The 2,863-nt window shown below is 73.3% G+C and carries 4 protein-coding genes; 1 reads left to right on the top strand and 3 read right to left on the bottom strand.

The annotated features are described in order from the left end of the window. From AC1DP0_RS20490 to AC1DP0_RS20480, 3 genes are all read right to left on the bottom strand, one after another. Nucleotides 1–1,183, bottom strand: a 1,183-nt coding sequence (locus AC1DP0_RS20490) for a GAF domain-containing protein (protein ID WP_478088159.1), incomplete at its 3' end; no start/stop codon positions are given. Between the two features lie 57 nt (nucleotides 1,184–1,240). Next, complete coding sequence (locus tag AC1DP0_RS20485) at nucleotides 1,241–1,744, bottom strand: pyridoxamine 5'-phosphate oxidase family protein (protein WP_478088157.1); 504 nt, start codon at nucleotides 1,742–1,744, stop codon at nucleotides 1,241–1,243. Between the two features lies 1 nt (nucleotide 1,745). Then, the gene (locus tag AC1DP0_RS20480; protein ID WP_478088155.1) at nucleotides 1,746–2,423 is read right to left on the bottom strand and encodes a hypothetical protein; all 678 of its coding nucleotides are present in this window, start codon (nucleotides 2,421–2,423) and stop codon (nucleotides 1,746–1,748) included. A 183-nt stretch (nucleotides 2,424–2,606) separates the two neighbouring features. Here AC1DP0_RS20480 and AC1DP0_RS20475 point away from each other — a divergent pair. Continuing rightward, the coding region (locus AC1DP0_RS20475) for a universal stress protein (RefSeq protein ID WP_478088153.1) at nucleotides 2,607–2,863 on the top strand (257 nt) is incomplete at its 3' end.

Genomic DNA, 2,863 nt, shown 5'->3' with positions numbered 1-2,863 from the left:
GCATGGCGACGCGCGCCTCGTCGCGCCGCCCGTCCGCCAGCTCGAGCGCCAGCGCCGCGTGCAGGGCCAGCTGTTCGGCCATCTCGACGTCCGTGCGACTGAACGGGCGGCTCCCGGCGCGGCGCGCGACGACGACCGCACCGCGCACGCCCGCCTCCCCGACCAGGGGGCACGCCATCGCGGGACCCCAGGTTCCGTCCGCGACCACGGGTGTCAGTGCCGGCTCTGCGCGTCCGGTCTCGTCGGCGATCGCGGCTCGTCGGTCGCGCATCGCCGCGCCCGCGAGCGACGGACCCGAGGCGTATGCCGTCCCCACGAGGGAGTCCGTGCCCTCACCACGGGCGACCTCCACGACGAGCTGCTCGGGACGGCCCGGAGCGGGGGCGGCAGCTGTCGGTCCACCAGGATCGGCCCCCACGGGGAAGTCGAGGGTGACGATGTCGGCATCGGCGAGGCGCAGCACGGCGTCGGCGATCCGAACGAGCACCTCGTCACCGAGTCCCGGCCTCAGCAGGTCACGGCTGATCTCGGCGGACGCCCRTAGCCACTCCTGCCGACGCCGCGACTCCTCGTAGAGGCGGGCGTTCTCGATCGCGACACCGGCACTGGCGGCCAGCGCGACGACCAGGTCCTCGTCGTCGGCGCTGAAGTCCGCTCCGTCGAGCCGTTCGGCGAGGTAGAGGTTGCCGAAGACCTCACCCCTCGAGCGCACCGGCACCCCGAGGAAGCCCTGCATGGGCGGGTGTCCCGGCGGGAAGCCGACTGACCGCGGGTCGTCCGAGATGKCATGGAGCCGGATCGGGTGGGGTTGGTCGACGAGCGCACCGAGCACCCCGCGTCCTGTGGGAAGGTGGCCGATGCGCTTCACCGTGCCGGTGTCCATGCCCGAGTGGATGAACTGCTCGAGCAGGCCGTCGGCGCCGAGCACGCCGAGTGCGGCGTACCGTGCCCCCGCAACGGCCCGAGCCGCCTCGACGATACGTCGCAGCACCCCCGGCAGAGCGAGCTCCGAGACGACGGAACGGTTGGCGGCGAGCAAGCCGCGAAGGCGGTCCTCCGCCGCACCCGGCGGGTCGGACAGGGCGGGGACCGGCGTGGCGCGCTCGACCATCAGCGTGCCGTCCTGTCGGGGCACGTCGGGGTTCCAGCTGGAGGGGCCGTCGCACGCGTCGACGTCATGCATCAAGGCTAGGCCCGCTCGGGCCCGTGGTGGGGCGGTTGCGGTCAGGTCGGCTGATGGTCAATGTGCTCCTCGTCGTGCCGCGGACGGCACGCGCTGCGATCCGAAGGAACGGCCGGTCAACCGCTCGACGGTGATCCCGATGAAGACGTTGCGCACGCCCCCCGCCCACGGTTCAGCCCCGTCGACGGTCCACAGATGGGTGAGCAGGGCGGGCGACGCCACCGCCTGGCCCCGACCGCGGGCGATGACACTCCAGCCGGTGTGCTGGGTGGCGTCGAGGTCGTCCACCTCGAAGACCACCTGCGTCGGACGCACGAGCTCCGAGAGCACGCCGAACGGGGAGGTGCGGAACACGATGAGCTCGCCCACGCAGGCATAGCTGACGGGGAGGATCTGCGGACCGTGTCCGGCGTTCCACCCGATGCGTCCGATGTCGCGAGACTCGAGGAGCGTCTGGCACTCCGCGAGCGTCAGGTCGACGTAGTTGATCCGCCGGCTGGACCGATGGGGGTGCGACGGGACGGTGCGCTCGGATCCCGCCCAGGAACCGGACGCCGACATGTCACGACCCCGTCTTCTGGCGAGTCGGGGCGACCCGGTGCGGGCGGTGTGCCTCGCGCACGGCGCCGTAGGGGACCGGGCGTCCGAGCTCCACGGTGGAAGCGGGGCGGGGCTCGGGTGTCCCCGCGCGCAGCATCGCGCGGCAGCGGTCGAGCTCGGCGCGGACCCGCACCAGCTCGGTGTACAGCTGGAGCTCGTGCACGAGGTGGTCGCCGACGCTCCGCGCCCAGGCGTCGACGGCACGCCAGTCGGCGCACCAGGTCAGCGGGATCGTCGAGTCCCCGTCGACGGGGGCCCCGTCCGCCTCGACGGCCGTGGCCGGCGCGGACTCGGCCGGGTGGGCGGACCGCGACCCCCCGCGGGGCGAGTGGCTCACCCGCAGGGCGTGGACGGCGACGACGAGGTCGAAACCGTCGGTCGTGGTGACCGCGACGCTCGGGCGGCATGCCACTCGGTGACCGGCACGGGTGAGCTCGTCGGCGATGGCAGCGGCGATGGCCTCGTCGATGCCGGCCGTCAAGGCGGCCAGGGAGGGCTGTGCCGCAGCAGCCGACGGTGGCAGGTCCGACGGCGTCGCTGGCATGGTCGCCACGTGGCCCTCGTCCGTGTCGCCGTGGACCGAACCCGTGGTGTCGGAGGGCGGCGGCGGGGTGGAGTACGTGATGAGGACGGTGCACATGGTGCTCTCCCTGATCGAAGCCGTCGGTGTGCGGCGCTGCGTCGATGGTGCGCGCCCGTCGGGGCCCGGGGTACGGCCGAAGGTCGGGCGGCCGCGGGACCAAGGTCCCGAATCGGACAGGACCGTTGCACCTGCCGCCGCCCCCTCCTGGCGGCGCAGGCTGGGTGCGAGGTGAGGAGCACCATGGACGAGATGACACGCCCTGATGGCGGACCGCGTGCGGCGACACGTGTCGAGGGAGGCCGCGGAGCGGGTGCGTCCGGGCGGATGAGCCGGATCGTGGTGGGCGTGGACGGCTCGAAGCAGAGTCGCATCGCGCTGCGCTGGGCCTGCGCTGATGCGCTCGCCAAAGGGGCAGTGGTCGTCGCGGCAGCGGTGTGGCACCTCTACCCGCTGGCGCCGCCCGAGCGTGTCGGTGCGTCGCCGTGGTGGTTCACGAC

This window comes from Terrabacter sp. P5_B1 (assembly GCF_056400505.1).
This window is presented reverse-complemented; position numbering and strand designations above follow the sequence as displayed.